This is a genomic window from Trinickia sp. (genome assembly GCF_051953955.1).
In the GTDB taxonomy this organism is placed as follows: domain Bacteria; phylum Pseudomonadota; class Gammaproteobacteria; order Burkholderiales; family Burkholderiaceae; genus Trinickia.
Window position 1 is genome coordinate 22,051 of the sequence record NZ_JBQCIF010000025.1, and the last position, 15,237, is coordinate 37,287.

Annotated in this window: 17 protein-coding genes and 1 pseudogene; 11 read left to right on the forward strand and 7 right to left on the reverse strand. The window is 63.1% G+C overall.

Annotation, left to right across the window (positions count from 1 at the left end; genetic code table 11):
• The first annotated feature begins 558 nt into the window (after positions 1-558).
• Entirely contained in the window at positions 559-849 is a 291-nt protein-coding gene (locus tag ACTHNZ_RS04465) for a hypothetical protein (protein WP_440541292.1), read from the forward strand.
• 101 nt (positions 850-950) lie between these two features.
• Here the strand turns inward: ACTHNZ_RS04465 and ACTHNZ_RS04470 are convergent, their stop codons facing one another.
• From ACTHNZ_RS04470 to ACTHNZ_RS04480, 3 genes are read right to left on the reverse strand one after another with little or no spacing between them, the layout of a single operon-like run.
• Positions 951-1,883, reverse strand: coding sequence for a 1-phosphofructokinase family hexose kinase (locus ACTHNZ_RS04470; protein ID WP_440541293.1), 933 nt, complete (start codon positions 1,881-1,883; stop codon positions 951-953).
• Positions 1,884-1,904: 21 nt separating this feature from the next.
• Entirely contained in the window at positions 1,905-2,942 is a 1,038-nt protein-coding gene (locus ACTHNZ_RS04475) for a zinc-dependent alcohol dehydrogenase family protein (protein ID WP_440541294.1), read from the reverse strand.
• Between the two features lie 20 nt (positions 2,943-2,962).
• Complete coding sequence (locus ACTHNZ_RS04480; RefSeq protein ID WP_440541295.1) at positions 2,963-3,388, reverse strand: BON domain-containing protein; 426 nt, start codon at positions 3,386-3,388, stop codon at positions 2,963-2,965.
• A 149-nt stretch (positions 3,389-3,537) separates the two neighbouring features.
• Here ACTHNZ_RS04480 and ACTHNZ_RS04485 point away from each other — a divergent pair, with 149 nt between their 5' ends.
• Together ACTHNZ_RS04485 and ACTHNZ_RS04490 are read left to right on the forward strand one after the other, a co-directional pair.
• Positions 3,538-4,515 (forward strand): LOG family protein, encoded by a 978-nt coding sequence (locus ACTHNZ_RS04485; RefSeq protein WP_440541296.1) that lies wholly within the window; start codon positions 3,538-3,540, stop codon positions 4,513-4,515.
• Entirely contained in the window at positions 4,512-5,918 is a 1,407-nt protein-coding gene (locus ACTHNZ_RS04490) for an MBL fold metallo-hydrolase RNA specificity domain-containing protein (RefSeq protein WP_440541297.1), read from the forward strand. The genes ACTHNZ_RS04485 and ACTHNZ_RS04490 overlap by 4 nt, the downstream gene beginning before the upstream one ends.
• Here the strand turns inward: ACTHNZ_RS04490 and ACTHNZ_RS04495 are convergent.
• Together ACTHNZ_RS04495 and ACTHNZ_RS04500 are read right to left on the reverse strand one after the other, a co-directional pair.
• Positions 5,908-6,144 (reverse strand): hypothetical protein, encoded by a 237-nt coding sequence (locus ACTHNZ_RS04495; protein WP_440541298.1) that lies wholly within the window; start codon positions 6,142-6,144, stop codon positions 5,908-5,910. The genes ACTHNZ_RS04490 and ACTHNZ_RS04495 overlap by 11 nt on opposite strands.
• Before the next feature lie 71 nt (positions 6,145-6,215).
• Entirely contained in the window at positions 6,216-6,866 is a 651-nt protein-coding gene (locus ACTHNZ_RS04500; RefSeq protein WP_440541299.1) for a BON domain-containing protein, read from the reverse strand.
• A gap of 280 nt (positions 6,867-7,146) precedes the next feature.
• Here ACTHNZ_RS04500 and ACTHNZ_RS04505 point away from each other — a divergent pair, with 280 nt between their 5' ends.
• The 4 genes from ACTHNZ_RS04505 (at position 7,147) to ACTHNZ_RS04520 (ending at position 10,550) form a co-directional block, all read left to right on the forward strand.
• Complete coding sequence (locus ACTHNZ_RS04505; RefSeq protein WP_440541300.1) at positions 7,147-7,986, forward strand: universal stress protein; 840 nt, start codon at positions 7,147-7,149, stop codon at positions 7,984-7,986.
• Between the two features lie 63 nt (positions 7,987-8,049).
• Positions 8,050-8,556, forward strand: coding sequence for a universal stress protein (locus ACTHNZ_RS04510; RefSeq protein ID WP_440541301.1), 507 nt, complete (start codon positions 8,050-8,052; stop codon positions 8,554-8,556).
• Positions 8,553-9,380: a universal stress protein gene (locus tag ACTHNZ_RS04515; RefSeq protein WP_440541302.1), complete on the forward strand. Its 828-nt coding sequence runs from the start codon at positions 8,553-8,555 to the stop codon at positions 9,378-9,380. The genes ACTHNZ_RS04510 and ACTHNZ_RS04515 overlap by 4 nt, the downstream gene beginning before the upstream one ends.
• A 390-nt stretch (positions 9,381-9,770) precedes the next feature.
• Positions 9,771-10,550, forward strand: coding sequence for a helix-turn-helix domain-containing protein (locus ACTHNZ_RS04520; RefSeq protein WP_440541303.1), 780 nt, complete (start codon positions 9,771-9,773; stop codon positions 10,548-10,550).
• Between the two features lie 70 nt (positions 10,551-10,620).
• On the opposite strand, the gene ACTHNZ_RS04525 is transcribed toward ACTHNZ_RS04520, so the two are convergent.
• Together ACTHNZ_RS04525 and ACTHNZ_RS04530 are read right to left on the reverse strand one after the other, a co-directional pair.
• Positions 10,621-11,610, reverse strand: coding sequence for a zinc-dependent alcohol dehydrogenase family protein (locus tag ACTHNZ_RS04525; protein WP_440541304.1), 990 nt, complete (start codon positions 11,608-11,610; stop codon positions 10,621-10,623).
• Positions 11,611-11,640: 30 nt separating this feature from the next.
• Positions 11,641-11,916: a DUF1488 domain-containing protein gene (locus ACTHNZ_RS04530; RefSeq protein WP_440541305.1), complete on the reverse strand. Its 276-nt coding sequence runs from the start codon at positions 11,914-11,916 to the stop codon at positions 11,641-11,643.
• Positions 11,917-12,049: 133 nt separating this feature from the next.
• Here ACTHNZ_RS04530 and ACTHNZ_RS04535 point away from each other — a divergent pair, with 133 nt between their 5' ends.
• The 4 genes and pseudogenes from ACTHNZ_RS04535 (at position 12,050) to ACTHNZ_RS04550 (ending at position 15,145) form a co-directional block, all read left to right on the forward strand.
• Entirely contained in the window at positions 12,050-12,391 is a 342-nt protein-coding gene (locus ACTHNZ_RS04535) for a c-type cytochrome (protein WP_440541306.1), read from the forward strand.
• 45 nt (positions 12,392-12,436) lie between these two features.
• The gene (locus ACTHNZ_RS04540) at positions 12,437-12,811 is read left to right on the forward strand and encodes a DUF3564 family protein (RefSeq protein ID WP_440541307.1); all 375 of its coding nucleotides are present in this window, start codon (positions 12,437-12,439) and stop codon (positions 12,809-12,811) included.
• A gap of 229 nt (positions 12,812-13,040) precedes the next feature.
• Positions 13,041-13,964: pseudogene (locus tag ACTHNZ_RS04545) on the forward strand (bifunctional enoyl-CoA hydratase/phosphate acetyltransferase); the annotation flags it as partial.
• A complete protein-coding gene (locus ACTHNZ_RS04550; protein WP_440541308.1) occupies positions 13,961-15,145 on the forward strand; it encodes an acetate/propionate family kinase in 1,185 nt (394 codons plus the stop codon). The pseudogene ACTHNZ_RS04545 and the gene ACTHNZ_RS04550, both read left to right, overlap by 4 nt.
• Positions 15,146-15,237: the final 92 nt, after the last annotated feature.

A 15,237-nucleotide genomic window follows, 5' to 3' on the forward strand; every position in this document is an offset into this window, starting at 1 on the left:
GAACGCCGAAAAAACCGCTATTGCCGGCCGGCTCGGCCGAACGTGCTCGTCGCAGTGCAAGATTTTCGTGCGAGAGCACGCTCCTACCGGATTGCTCCCCGGTCTCCGGCGTCGACCTGACGGCCACGATTGGCTATCGGCCGCCGTTGCTCGATTCCGCTCGTACAACCTTCGCCGATGGCCGTGCCCCACGCATTGACGATGATCAATGAAAGCATCGCCCGCCCGCTTGCCGAGGACCGGCATGAGCGGCCTTCCAAGATCGTCTTCGAGCTTTTCGGCCGTCGAACGGGCTCCGGTTCACTTTCAACGCACTGACGTGCCCGTTCACCGCGCGGCCTATCGCCGAATTGACGTGCATCAACCGGACGACGAGCCTCGAAACCGATACTGAGCGAATCGGCGCAAGCCGAGGCAGCCCATCCATTCGATGAGAATCAGAACGCCCGATGAACCATGTGCTTCGACAACAAAACGGCATTCTTGGCCCGTGTCCTCGCTGTGGTGCTTAGCGCGGCCTGTATGGCGGGTGCGACGGCCGCCGAGTGCGAGCCGCGAGTGGCTATCCTCGTCTACCACCGCTTCGCCGCAACGGCCGATGACGCGATGACGGTGCGCATTTCGACCTTCGAAGCTCAGCTTCAATTTCTACGCGAGCACGGTTATCGGATCGTGCCGCTGCGCAATGTCGTGGATTGGGCGGCGAACGCCTCTCCCGACATGCTCGACAAAAGCGTCGCGTTGACGGTCGACGAGGGCCATCGCTCCGTCTACGAGGCGCTGCGCCCGATCGTGATACGAGAACGGCTGCCCGTCACGCTGTTCATCTATCCCTCCGCGACTACCTGATCGCGCGCCTCGTCGATCGGGCGCGATGACGTTCAGTGATGCTGCCGCCGCGGCGCAATTCGATCTGCACATTGGCAGCCTGCGCATGCCGCGCCGCGCGGTTATTCGATCTTGACCTGACGGTAGAGCCGCTCGACCTCGCTCTTGCTGCAAAGCGTCGTGCCGGTGCCGGCGAGCGACGCCGACGCCGCGGCCAAGCCATAGCGAAACGCCTCGGCCAGCGGCGCGTCGCGAACGAGGGCCCAGACTAGCGCGCCAACGAGCGCGTCGCCCGCGCCGATCGCGCTGCACACGGTCACCGGCAATGCCGGCGCCCGCAACATAGTGTCCTTGCTCACGAGCAGCGCGCCAAGGCTTCCCAGCGTCAATACCACGACCTGCGCCTGCCCTCTTCGTATGACTTCGAGCGCGGCTTCACGCCATTCGGCCTCGCTGGCTAGCGCTCGGCCGACGAGTTCGCAAAGTTCGTCCAGACTGGGCTTCACCAAGAAGATGCCGGCTTCGAGCGCGGCGCGCAGCGATGCGCCGGAGCTGTCCAAGATGGTGCGCACCCCCTGGGCGCGGGCCGCGTTCGCCAACCGGGCATAGGCATCGGCTGGAACGCCCGGTGGCAAGCTCCCGCTCAGCACGAGGTAGCGCGTTGCCGGGATGCGCGCGTCGATCTGTGCGATACAGCTTTGCCATTCGTGCTCCGCAAGCGCCGGCCCCGGCAGCACAAAGCGAAACTGGCGCCCCGTCGCCTTCTCGTAGACGCTGAAGCTCTCGCGCGTTTCGCCCGCGATATCGATGCAGACGCCACGAACGCCCTCCGCATCGACGAGATGCCGCAGTTCGTGCCCGAGCAGGCCCCCGGCCGGATAAAGGGCGAGGCAATCGCCGCCCAACCGGGTGATCACCCGCGCCACGTTTATTCCGCCGCCGCCCGGATGCCTCAGCGCGGCATCGCACCGCAGCTTGCGCGTATCGATGATGCGTTCCGCCGCCGTCGATACGTCGAGCGCGGGATTCAACGTGACGGTGAGGACGTCGGGCATCGTGAGATCGCCTGTACGAGATCAAGCCTCGATGAGCACCTTCAATGCGTGCGTGTCCGCGGCATGCCCAAACGTGTCGTAGGCTGCGGCGATCTCGGCCAGCTTGAAGCGGTGTGTAATGAGCTGCTTCGGATCGAGCTTGCCCGAGCGAACCGTCTTCAACAGCATCGGTGTGCTGACCGTATCGACGAGCCGCGTCGTGATCGCGACGTTGCGATCCCATAGCGTCTCGAGATGGAGGTCGGCCTTGACGCCGTGCACGCCGATATTCGCAATCGTGCCACCGGGCGCAACGAGTGCCTCGCACAGCTCGAATGTCGCAGGCACGCCGACCGCCTCGATCACACAGTCGGCGCCGACACCCTCGGTCAGCTTCATGACGGCTGCTATCGGATCGTCCGTGCCGGCCTGGATGCAATCGGTCGCGCCAAACCGCCGAGCAACCTCCAGGCGATTCGCGTCGCGGTCGATCATCATGATGCGGGCGGGCGAATAGAACTGAGCAGTCAGTAGCGAGGCCAGGCCAATCGGCCCCGCACCGACGATCGCAACCGTGCAGCCCGGTTCGACCTTGCCGTTGAGGACACCGCACTCGAACCCTGTCGGAAGGATGTCCGATAACATCACGAGCGCATCTTCGTCCGCTTCAGGCGCAATGTGATACAGGCTCGTGTCGGCATGCGCGATGCGCACGTACTCGGCCTGTGTCCCATCGATCCGGTTGCCCAGGATCCACCCGCCCGTCGCGCAGTGGGAATACATGCCGCGCCGGCAATACGCGCATTTTCCGCACGATGAAATGCACGAAATCAACACATGGTCGCCCGGCTCGAACGACGAGACGGCGGAGCCGGTCTCGTGAACGACGCCCACGCCTTCGTGGCCGAGAATGCGGCCCGGCACGCAGGTCGGCACGTCGCCTTTGAGAATGTGCAGATCGGTGCCGCAAATCGTCGTGCGCGTGACGCGCACGATCGCATCGGTCGGGTTCACGAGCGCCGGCAGCGGCCGATCCTCGAGCGCACATTTGCCGGGGCCGTGATAGACAAGTGCTTTCATGACGGCGAAACCTCCATCGCTTATACGACTATCGTTAAATCGACGACCTCTCGGACGCCGAAGCTCGCGCACGCGACGCCATGAATCGCGCGCTTTTCCTCTTGCGAACCGACTTCCCCGCGCAGCGTGACGACGCCGTCCTTGACGTCGACCTGGAGCCTTTTTGCGTCGTTGAGCGCGTGGCGCTCCAAAGCCGCCGCGATTTGCTCCGCGATCAAGACCGGATCGGCATCGCGTTTCACGGCGATCTGATTCATCACACCGATGACCCCGAGCGTACGGCTTGCCACCAACTCGGCGGTGTGGCGCTGAGCGCCCCAATCGACCTCTCCCGTCAGCGTGACGCATCCGCGGTCGACCCGCACGTGAATGGCATCGCTGGGCACGCCCTCGGCCCACTTCAATTCGTCTTCCACTTCTCGTTTCAATTGCGCATCCGATTTCATGTCGACTCTCCACCGGCCTCGACCGCACACGGTCATCGCGTCCATCTAGCTTCGCGCAACGACGCCGTTCGTCCTTGACGCCAATCAAATCGATGCGAGAGGGCGCCGCGAATTGATCTGCGTCAGCGACGGCGATCGAAGCGAAGACGATGATCGATGTCACGGCAATCTCCGCAACTGATCTGGATTCGACTCAGAGGCGTCCAATGAATGATCGTGCCGACCATGACACCGAGGCTGAAGCGCGTGAGCGCGTGCGCAGTCTGATCACGAGCCCGAGCTACCAGCAAGCCGACGAGGATCGGGCATTTTTGCTGCGGCCCGAGATGTGCGGCGTGCGCTTGCAGTTGGACTTCTGGAAAACCGAGGAAATCCTCCTACGGCATGGAATCGAGCATACGGTGGTGGTCTACGGCAGCACGCGGCTGATCGAGCCGACGGCGGCCGAGGAACGCCTGAGCACCGCGCAGCAGGCGCTGGCCGGCGCGCCCACGAGTCACGCTCATGCCCGAGCAGTCGACATAGCGAAGCGATTGCTCGATAAAAGCCGCTACTATCCGATCGCGCGCGAATTCGGTCGTATCGTCGCCGTCCAGTGCGCCACGCAGCGCGTTCCGAAGCTCGCCGTCGTGACGGGCGGCGGCCCCGGCATCATGGAAGCCGCCAATCGCGGCGCATTCGAATCGGGCGCGCCGAGCATCGGCTTGAACATCGCGTTGCCGCGCGAGCAACTGCCGAATCCGTACATCAGCCCTGACCTTTGCTTCAAGCTGCATTACTTCGCCATTCGCAAGATGCATCTGCTCGAGCGCGCCAAAGCCGCCGTCTTCTTTCCCGGAGGATACGGCACCTGCGACGAACTCTTCGAGGTGCTGACGCTCCTGCAAACGGGCAAGATCGCGCCGCTGCCCGTGGTGCTCGTCGGCGAGCCGTATTGGCGGCGAGCGATCGATGTGGATTTCATGGTCGACGAAGGCATGATCGCCGCGAGCGATGCGCATCTGCTGACGTTCGCCGAATCGGCCGTCGAAATCTGGAATGCGATCGCAAGCTGGTACGGCTCGCAAGAGTCGGTGTGCGCAGTGCCGGAGCGGCCGCTCGCCATCCCCGAGGGAGAACCATCATGAAGCTCACGTTTCTAGGGGCCGCGGAAACGGTCACCGGTTCGAAATATCTTCTCGAGGGCGCCGGCATTCGCGTGCTGATCGATTGCGGGTTGTTCGAGGGCACGAAGAACCTACGCTTGCGCAATTGGGCGCCGCTGCCGGTGCCCGTCGAAACGCTCGATGCCGTCATCCTCACGCACGCCCACATCGATCACTCCGGCTACCTACCCGTGCTCGCGCGAATGGGATATCGAGGACCTGTCTATGCGACCTCGAGCACCGTCGATCTGTGCGGCATCATGTTGCGCGACAGCGCCAAGCTTCAGGAAGAAGAAGCGGATTTCGCGAACCGCCACGCCTATTCGAAGCACCACCCCGCACTTCCGCTCTATACGGTCGACGATGCCGAACGCGTGCTCGAGCAGTTCGTGCCTTGTGAGTTCAACAGCCCCGTGACGCTCGCCAACGAAGCAAGCTTTCGGCTGCTTCCTGCAGGGCATATCCTGGGAGCGGCAAGCCTGCTCGTCTACATGAACGGCAAGCTGGCCGCGTTCTCCGGCGATCTCGGCCGCTATTCGGATCCGATCATGCGTGACCCGATGCCGATCATGCATGCCGACTACCTCGTCGTCGAGTCGACCTACGGCGATCGGCTGCATGCCCCGAGCGACCCGGCCGCCGAACTCGAGGCCATCTTCGCTCGCACGTTCAAGCACGGCGGCGTGGTCGTCATTCCATCCTTTGCAGTCGGCCGCACGCAGGCGATTCTCCACTACATCGCACTGCTCAAAGAGACAGGCCGCATGCCGAACGTTCCCGTGTTCCTCGACAGTCCGATGGCGATCGCCGTCACGGACCTTTACCGGCACCATCTACGCGATCACCGCCTCACCATCACGCAAGCCAATGCGATCAGTAAGGCGGCGACCATGGTGCGCACCGTCGATCAATCGAAAGAGGTATCGGGCAGGCACGGCCCGATGGTCGTCATCGCGGGAAGCGGAATGCTCACCGGCGGCCGGGTGCTGCATCACCTGAAGGCATTTGCCCCCGACGCCCGCAATACAATCGTCCTGGTTGGGTTTCAAGCGGCAGGAACGAGAGGTGCGGCACTCGAAGCGCATGCACCGACGCTCAAGATTCACGGCGAGTACGTTCCGGTACGCGCCAAAGTCGAATCGATTTCGTCGCTCTCCGCGCACGCCGACTATCGCGAAACGCTGACATGGCTTTCGTCGATGTCGACGCCGCCCGACCGGGTGTTCGTCACGCATGGAGAGCCTGCAGCCGCCGATGCGCTACGGCGTCGGATCGTGGAAGAACTGCATTGGCCGTGCGAGGTGCCGACGTACCTCGAATCGGTCGAGTTGGCGGATGCGCCGCATACCGCCCACAGCGTGCCGCTCGATGCCCCTATAGGCTGAAGAGGTTCTCCATCTTTTGCCTCACCCAGCTCATGCCCTCGCGCAGCCCTTCGAGCACCGCTTCGCCCTCGGTCCGAAACGTCTTGTGGTGCTTGAACCGACGCTCGAATTTCCCGTCCAGCGCATGGTGGACGACGTGAACCTCGGGCACGAATCCATCCGGCTCCCGAATCACTTTGACCGAAACCGACCAGTCGTGGTCGCTGACCTTGCCTGACACCGTCATGATGAATGCCTCGACTTCCGGATATTTTCCCTCGTTGGCAGTGGCGCCAGCCCTCGGAGCCGGCGCCTTGGCTACTCGATCTCCAGATCGTCGATGACGGCGTGAACGCCGGGCGCCGACCATGCCGCACCTCGTGCAAGCGATCGCTCCGCGTACGACCCGACCTTGCCCGAGAGGGTGACGGTGCCGTCTCTTACCTTGATCTGGATGTGCTTAGCCGCACGTTGCGCGTGGCGTTGCAGGGCCTTGCCAATGTGCTCCATTACGTCGCCGACTGCCTTTGGTCCCGACACTTCGATGAGGTTCGTCACCCCAGTGACGCTACGCATCTGCCCGATGGTGCGCGCCGCAAGGTAGCTGCGGCGCGGATTGTCGACCACGCCGCGCAACGTCACCCAGCCGTTTTCGACTTGGACTTTGACCGCGTCCTCTCCAAGGCCGACCATCCACCGCAGCATGGAGCGCACAGCGCTCGCCGTCTCCTCGTCCGTGTGCACGTCATCGTTCGGCAGACGAACGTGCATGTCCACGACGACCGCCTTCACGCCAGCCACGCGTTGAGCAGCCTTTTCGGCTGCGACCTTCTCGGCGTAGCTCGACGGGTGCCCGGACAAGGTCACCACGCGGTCGGTCACCTCGACGCCGATTTGCGCCGAGTTGATCAGAGGATCGAAATCGAGTTCTTCCGCCACCTCGTCCCTCAGTTGCTTGTCTGTCTTCATCTCACCCTCCTTTCATGCGTATCGTCGTCACCACACGGCGATCTGACTCAGGCAACCTGCATCTGATATCGAAAACCCATTCTGTGGATTCAATCTTGATCGACGGACATATGGGCCTGGCTGACGTACATCAAACACGCACGAAACAACGAGCGGGTCTCACGCCATTGGCGCGTCTCCAGTTGATTTGCATCAATCGAGAACGCGCCTGCGCTCCTAGACTTGAAATCACGTTGAGGCCCATTCAGACACCGCAATGCCTATCTCGGGAGCAATGGCAATGAGTTACAAAAGCATCCTCGTACACCTCGATACGAGCGAGTCCGTCCATAGCCGCCTCGAACTCTCGCTGTCGCTTGCCCAGCAATTCGACGCCTATCTCACCGGATTCTTCACCGTCTACCGACCCGAGCCGGGATCGTTCTACGTGATGGCCGGCAATGCCGAGTATCTCGTCGAGTTCGAGAAGCGCCGCCACGAGCGGCAAGGCGCCCTCGAGCGGTTATTCCGGGCCGAGCTGCTGCGATTGAAGGTCGCGGGCGAATGGCAATGGTCTACGGAATATGCCAATCGGTGCGTTCCTCGAGCAGCCCGCCTTGCCGACTTGACCATCGTCGGCCAATACGATGCCGACGATCCCGAGTCGTTCGTCGCCGAGCAGTTCGTCGAGAACCTCGTGCTGTCATCGGGACGCCCCGTTCTGATCGTGCCGTATGCCGGCCAATTTCACGGCGTCGGTTCGCACGTCACGATTGCATGGGATGGCAGCCGCGAAGCTACGCGCGCACTGCACGATGCACTGCCATTCCTCGCTCGAGCAAAACAGGTCACCGTACTCACGATCAACGCGATGAGCGGCGAACCGCCTTCGAGCCGCATTCCCGGCGCCGATATCGCTGGGGTCATCTCGCGTTACGGTGCCCATGTCGCCACGCAGGAAATCGAGGGTGTCGACGACGTGCCGATCGGCGAAACGATTCTCTCCCGAGCCGCCGACCTGAACGCGGACCTGCTCGTGATGGGGTGTTACGGCCACTCGCGCTGGCGCGAACTCGTGCTCGGCGGCGCGACGCGATCGATTCTCAAATCGATGACCGTTCCGGTGCTGATGTCGCACTGACATGAAGCCCCCTATCGACGCAGAACGAACGTTCGACGTAATTCATTGATGAGGCTTTCGATCATGTACAAGCGAATACTGGTGCCGATGGACGGCAGCGAGACAGCCAAGCGCGCATTCGACTATGCGCTCTCCCTGGCGCGAGAGAGTCGCGCCGAACTCATACCGCTCTATGTCATCGACATTCCCATGGTGGCCTATGAAGCGCCCGGCTTCGATCCCTCGATCATTCGCAATGCCCTGCTCGAAACCGGCGAGCAGTTGAAGAAGGAAGCGAGCGCCGCCATGCAGCGAGACGGCGTCAAGGGAACGCCAAAGGTCGTCGAGGTGGACAAACCGGGCGGCAACGTTCCGGAACGCATTCTCGAAGAAGCGCGCGCGAGCCGCTGCGATCTCGTGGTGATGGGCACACACGGACGGCGCGGGGTGCAGCGCCTCATGCTCGGCAGCGTGGCCGAGCGGTTCACGCGCATGTCGTGCTGCCCGGTCCTGCTCGTTCCAGGCAGCACCGATGGCGCCGCGGCGACGCAACAGTCGGCGAATCACCGAACCACACAGGTGCTCCTATGACATACCGAACCCTACTCGTCCATCTCGACGACAGCCGGCATAGCGAGGCGCGTACGGCCTTCGCGCTCGAGTTGGCATTGAAGCACGATGCTCACGTCATCGGTCTTTACGCGGTCTGCCAAGACCTCTTTCGGCCCCTCTTCAGGCGCGGCGATAGCCTCGGTTTGGCGAAGCTCGAAGCGCAGGGCACCGAACGCATGAAGCATGCCTGCGAGCGATTCACGGCGGCCGCTACGCGCGCCGGGTGTCCGTTCGAGTGGCGTGCGCCGGCAGGACCGGCTACCGATGCAGCCGTCCTACATGCGCGGCACGCGGATCTCGTGGTTCTGGGCCAGCGAGACCACGACGACGAAGCGTCCTTCGTTGCACGCGATTTTGCCGAGGACGTCGTGATGAATTCCGGCCGTCCGGTGATCATCCTGCCCTACGCGGGGCATACGCCATCGTTCGGCGAAAATGTCGTGATCGCTTGGGATGGTAGCCGCGAGGCGGCCCGCGCTCTTGCGGACGCATTGCCTATCGTGAAGCGTGCGCGCTTCGTCACGGTTGCCGTCGTCGAAAAGCATCCGGACCGCGACGAACCGGCCGGCTTCGACGCGGCGAGCTATTTGGAACGCCACGGCATCCATGCCGGGTTCGCGTCGATACCTCGCGTTTCTGGCGTCGGTACGGGCGCCACGCTGCTCAACCAAGTGGCCGACGTGCACGCGAGCCTGCTCGTGATGGGCGCCTACGGCCATGCGCGCGCCACGGAATACGCATTGGGAGGCGTCACGCGCGCGCTGCTCGGGACGATGACGGTGCCGGTCCTCATGTCTCATTGATTCGCGCCGCGCAAGGTCGAACCAGCGTCTTTCTCCTGGCCTTACGCCGCACGCCGCACGCCGCACGCAACGACTAAAGATGCGCCGATCGCGTCAGGGTCCATCGGACCGCTGCGGATCGGCGCACTTTCATTCTCAGCTCGACTCGATCTTTGTCGGACGATCCCTACACGCCGGCTGCACTTCCTACATTCGACTCGGGATACGCTGATTTCGCTCGCCCTGCGCATGGACCATAGTGAGGCTATCGAGCAGGCGCTTCCGGCGCCGCATCGCGGCTGGCGCAAGTCGACTGCCCCATCCCGCGCGCGCTCGATCTCGCAACCAACACGCTTGCGGGAAGCGCTAAGGCGCTCTCAACTTGCTTGAATGCGTCGACCGGAGGCTGCCATGTCTGCCGTATTCGATTCCCTCCCAAGCTTACCGAGCGCTGCCACCGCAGCTTCCAGTGCGGTCATACCCATCACGGACGCGACCCCGAAAAGCGCTTCGGCGCGGTGCTCCAATTGCGCCATGCGCGCGGTGTGCATGCCGGCGGATTTGACGATGTCGGAATTGACGCAACTCGATTCGCTCATTTACTCGACGCGCGCGGTAAAGCGCGGCGAGACGTTGTATCGCCGCAATGACGATTTCCGAAGCCTGTACGCCGTGCGCACGGGTTCGTTCAAGACCGTCATCACCGATAGGGACGGCGGCGAGCAAGTGACGGCTTTTCATCTGGTGGGCGAAACCCTCGGGCTCGACGGCGTCTGCAGCGGGCACTACCATTCGGATGCGATTGCTCTCGAGGACAGCAGCGCATGCATCATTCCATTTCGATTGCTTGAAGGGATGTGTCGCCAGGTTCCGGCGATGCAACACCATGTCCATCGGATGATGAGCACGGAAATCGTGCGCGAGTCGGCAATCATGATGCTGCTCGGCGCGAGGACTGCGGAGCAGAGGCTTGCGGCATTCCTGCTGAACCTTTCGACGCGCATGAAACTGCGCGGCTACTCGGCCTCGGAGTTCTATCTGCGCATGACGCGCGAAGAGATGGGCAGCTACCTCGGCATGAAGCTCGAGACCGTGAGCCGCATGTTCTCCAAGTTTCAAAGGGACGGCATCGTCGATACGCACGGCAAGCAAATCCGTATCGTAGACTTCAAGCGGCTCGAGCAGGTGTGATCGCTCCAAGGCTCGGCGATGCTCGTCGACGCACGTTGCGGGCGAAAGAACGGCCGCAACGTGCGCTCGCTCATGATTGCATCGTCAAAACGGCGGCACCCGCGACGCGGCCCTCGCGCACGTCCGATAACGCACGATTGGCCTCCCGCAGCGGGTAAGCCGTGGCCGCAATCTCGAGCGGCACCTCTTGGGCGAGTCGCATGAACGCGCGTCCGTCCTCACGCGTCAGGTTCGCCACCGACACGATACGCCGCTCGCCCCAAAGAAAATCATAGGGGAACGACGGCACATCGCTCATATGAATCCCCCCGCATACGACCGTGCCGCCCTTGGCCACCGCTTGCAATGCAATGGGGATCAGCGCGCCGACCGGCGCAAAAATCAGCGCGGCATCGAGCTCTTCGGGCGGGCGCTCGGCGCTGCTGCCGGCCCACGTAGCGCCGAGCCGCAGCGCGAGCTGCTGCGCCGCGGTGTCGCCGTCGCGCGTGAACGCATAGACCTTGCGTCCTTGATGCCGGGCCACCTGCGCGACGATGTGCGCCGCGGCGCCGAAGCCATAGATGCCGATGCGGCTCGCGTCCCCCGCCATTCGAAGCGTACGGTACCCGATGAGCCCGGCGCATAGCAGCGGCGCGGCCTCCACGTCCGAATAGCGCTGTGGCAGATGGAAACAATAGCGGTTATCGGCAACGACGTGCTCGGCGTAGCCGCCATCGATCGTGTAACCCGTAAAGCTCGGCGCGTCGCACAAATTCTCTCGTCCGCCGATGCAATACGAGCAACGTCCGCAGGTATGCCCCATCCAAGGCACGCCCACGCGATCGCCTACGCTGAAGCCTTCGACGCCGGCGCCGACTTTCGCTACCACACCGACGATCTCGTGTCCCGGAACGAGCGGCAGCTTCGGATGCGTCAGATCGCCGTCGATGACGTGCAAATCCGTGCGGCAGATGCCACATGCGCGTACGTCGATCAATAGCTGCCCGTCCCCGGGGATCGGCTCGGGCCACTCGCACTCATTCAAAACCGGTACTGCTCCGTCGAACACCATCGCGCGCATCGAGCCTCTCCGGGAATGACTTCGCGCCGCTCATTCGCAGAAGCGGAAATAGCCGCTGTGCAGAACAACCGGCGTCCTTCCCAGTTCCTGCAACAGCCTGCGGGCGGCATGCTCGATTTTATGCCGATGGCCGTTGAACGCGCGCAGCGCGTCTTCCTCACGCGGCGATCGGGCGCCGAAATGGTCCTCGAGCGCCTCGGCCGTGATGGAGCAATTGACGCGCTCGCCATCGACGAGCGCCGGAAAGGTCAGTGTGAGATTGGGGCCGCAATAGCGCGGCGGATCGTCGGGAAAGCGGATATCCATGTCGATCCCCTTTGCGTCGAAATGCCTGATATCAAGGATAGCCGCGCGAGCGGCGACCGTGCTTGACGTGAATCAACCGGCGCTCGACACCGTTTATCTACACTGGCTACGATGAGCCACTCGGGGAACATCGATGAACGCGCGGCAAACGAAACTTGCAATCGGAATCGCCTGTTCTTTGGCTGCGGCGCTGGCCAGGCCGACCTTCGCTGCGCCTGAGCCCAGCGAGTTGATCAATCGACAGCACTGCATGTTCTGTCATACCGTAGACAAACCGTTCCTCGCGCCGTCGTTTCATCAGATCGCCGATCGCTACCGCGAAAAGCCTCGCGCAGCTCGGATGCTCGAGCGAAAGCTGCGTTTGGGCGGCAGGGCACATTGGGGCGATACGCCGATGCCTCCGCCGTCGGAGCGCGGCGGCCCGTTGTCGCAGAAAGAGGCGCACGAGCTCGTTGCTTGGGTGCTGAGCCAGTAAGGGCAATGCGATAGCCATCCTTGGCCTACAGGAGAGGAGAGCGCAATGCGAATCACCCTACACCTTGATACGTTCGATACGGACCCGCGCGCCTATGCCATCCTTTGGCTCGATGACGGATTGCTCAAATGGTCGCGCGAGGCGCACGGTGGCCTCACGCTTCCCGAATGGGGACCCTTGCGAGCAGAGCCCAGCGGCACATTGATTTGCGAACCATCCGGCACGCGGCCCCTATTCCTCCTCGAGGGACTGCAACTCGGCACGCAAGGCGGCCCGTTCGAGGGTGAACTCGGACTTGTTCGCCAGTGCACGCCGGACAGCAGCAATCCGACATCGGGCCATTGGCACGTGCAGTGCCTAGACAACGAAAACGTCGCCCCAGAGTGCGGCCTGTTTGCGGACGATTGGAGCGCGAGGTGAAGGCTGAGCCTCGGCGCTCGTTGTCGGCCCCGCTCCTTCGATCGGTCACTGCGCGTCGGCTTGGCTTGATGCGCGTCATATCCGCCATCGCCTACGCGTGTACAGTCGGTTGCAAGCCGAGTCAGAAGGAACCCCGATGGACACTCGCAGGAAGCCGGGAGCTCGCTCGATGAGCGGGACGACAGCCGCACCCGGGCTGCCCGCGGAAAGCCCGTTTCGCGCGCTCGATCATGCCCGTTACGAGGCATTCATCCGGGAAGCGCGATGCCACCCGGCCTTGCGTACGGCGATCGTCCATCCCTGCTCGCCCGAAGCCATCCGCGCGGCCGTGGAAGCGCGCGACGAAAACCTGCTCGATCCGGTGCTGATCGGCCCCGAAGCGAAGATCCGCTCAGCGGCGGATGCGGCCGAGGTCGATCTATCGGGAATTCCAATCGAGGCCGTCCCGCACAGTCATGCGGCCGCCGCCCGCGCGGTCGAGTGGGGAGCGGCGGGGAAAGTTTCCGCGCTGATGAAGGGAAGCCTGCATACCGACGAATTGCTCGCCGCGGTCGTCGCAACCGGGTCCGGCTTACGGACCGAACGGCGCATCAGCCACGTCTATGCGATGGACGTTCCGGCCTACGACAAGCCGCTCGTCATTACCGACGCCGTGATCCACATCGCCCCCACCCTCGAGCAAAAGCGCGATATTTGCCAGAATGCAATCGACTTCCTGAGGCTCATGGGTGTCGACGTGCCTCGCGTCGCCGTCATTGCGGCCGTCGAAACGGTCAATCCAAAGATGCCGTCCACACTCGATGCCGCAGCGCTCACGGTCATGGCCTCGCGCGGGCAGATCACGGGAGGCCTCGTCGATGGACCGCTCGCATTCGACAACGCAATCAGCGTCGCGGCCGCAACGACCAAAGGCATCGTTTCGCCGGTCGCGGGCCGAGCCGACATCCTGCTCGTGCCGGACCTCGAATCCGGCAACATGCTCGTCAAGCAACTGATGCTGTTCGCGGGTGCGGATGGCGCCGGGCTCGTGCTCGGCGCACGCCTGCCGATCATCCTCACGAGCCGCGCCGATTCGCTGCGCGTACGCCTAGCGTCGGCCGCCCTCGCGAAGCTCGTTGCGGAGCGCACGCATCATCGGGGCGCCGACTCGTGAACGACGCGCTGCTGCTCACCTTCAATCCAGGATCGTCGACCATCAAATTCGGGCTGTTCCGGGTAGCCGACCGCACGCCGATCCGCATCGGCAGCGGCAGCATCGATTTCCACGACGTTCCATTGGCGCTGAACATATCGAATGGCGGAAAAGCTGCCCACTTCGCCCTGAGCGCACCGCTCACCGACGATCTGCACGGAGTCATCGATCAAACGCTCGATTGGTTCAAAGCCCATTTCTCCTTCGACGATTTCACGCTGGTTGGGCACCGAGTCGTGCATGGCGGCGATCGGTTCAAGGGTCCTGTTGCGATCGACGACCGAACGCTGGCAGCGATCGAGGAACTCGTTCCCCTCGCACCGCTGCATCAGCCACAAAGCGTACGGCTGATACGCGCAATCCGGACACTGCGGCCTCACCTGCGGCAGTCGGCGTCGTTCGATACGGCGTTTCATCAGACGCAAGCCGATCTCGTGCGACGTTTTGCCATCCCCCGCCGTTTCTTCGATGCGGGCATCAAACGATACGGCTTCCATGGGCTGTCGTACCAATTCATCGCCTCACGGCTTGCTGATCGCTTTCCGTCCCTCGCCAAGGGAAAAGTCGTCATCGCACACCTCGGCAGCGGAGCGAGCCTGTGCGCGCTCGACGCGGGCACGAGTCGAGACACGAGCATGGGTTTTTCGACGCTCGACGGCATTCCGATGGCGACGCGCTGCGGCGCGCTCGACGCTGGCGTCGTGCTGCATCTGCTCGCACGACAGGGGTATAGCCTCCCCGACGTCGAAGCACTGCTTTACCACGAGTCAGGCCTGCTCGGCATCTCGGGCATCAGCGCCGACAGCCGGGCATTGCTGGCGAGCGCATTGCCCGAGGCGCGCGAAGCGCTCGAGTTGTTCGCCTTTCGCATTGCCGGCGAGGTCGCGCGGCTTGCGGCATCGATCGGCGGGCTCGATGCCCTCGTGTTCACGGCCGGCATCGGTGAGCACCAGCCCGCGATTCGAAGCGCCGTCTGCAAGCGCTTGGCATGGCTCGGCATACAGCTCGACGTGCAGTCCAATGCATGTCACGCGTGCGTCATCAGTACTGCCTCGAGCCGTGCGGCAGTGCTCGTGATCGCAACGGACGAGGAGCAAATCATTGCGCAAGAGGCGGTGTCGGTCCTCCATGGCGAACCTTGATCGGTCCAATTTCGCCCGCCGGCTCCCCTCCGCGCAACGGCTCGATCCCAACCGTGCTACGATGGCTCACGCTTGATCGCTGACCGACGAAG